1 protein-coding gene is annotated in these 241 nt (G+C 58.9%); it reads left to right on the top strand.

Features of this window, described 5'->3' with window-relative positions; all coding sequences use genetic code 11:
• Nucleotides 1-241: phage portal protein (locus HMPREF0072_RS10665; protein WP_004830859.1), on the top strand; the 241-nt coding region annotated here is incomplete at both ends.

Here is a 241-nt window from a genome sequence, read left to right as displayed (position 1 = left end):
GCGGTGAAACCGAAGCTGAAAGATGATTGGACGGTTGAGTATGACGTCACGTTCAAGAGCGGCGTCGAGACCCTTTCCCAGGACGAAATCTGGCACGTCCGCCTGTTCACTCTTGATGGCCTAACGGGGCTGAACCCAATCGCCTATGCCCGCCAGGTCATCGGCCTGAATCAGGCGATGGAAACTCACGCCGCCAAGCTGTTCTCCAACGGCGCGGTGACCTCCGGGGTTCTGAAGACGG

This window comes from Anaerococcus lactolyticus ATCC 51172 (assembly GCF_000156575.1).
GTDB lineage: Bacteria > Bacillota > Clostridia > Tissierellales > Peptoniphilaceae > Anaerococcus > Anaerococcus lactolyticus.
This window is presented reverse-complemented; position numbering and strand designations above follow the sequence as displayed.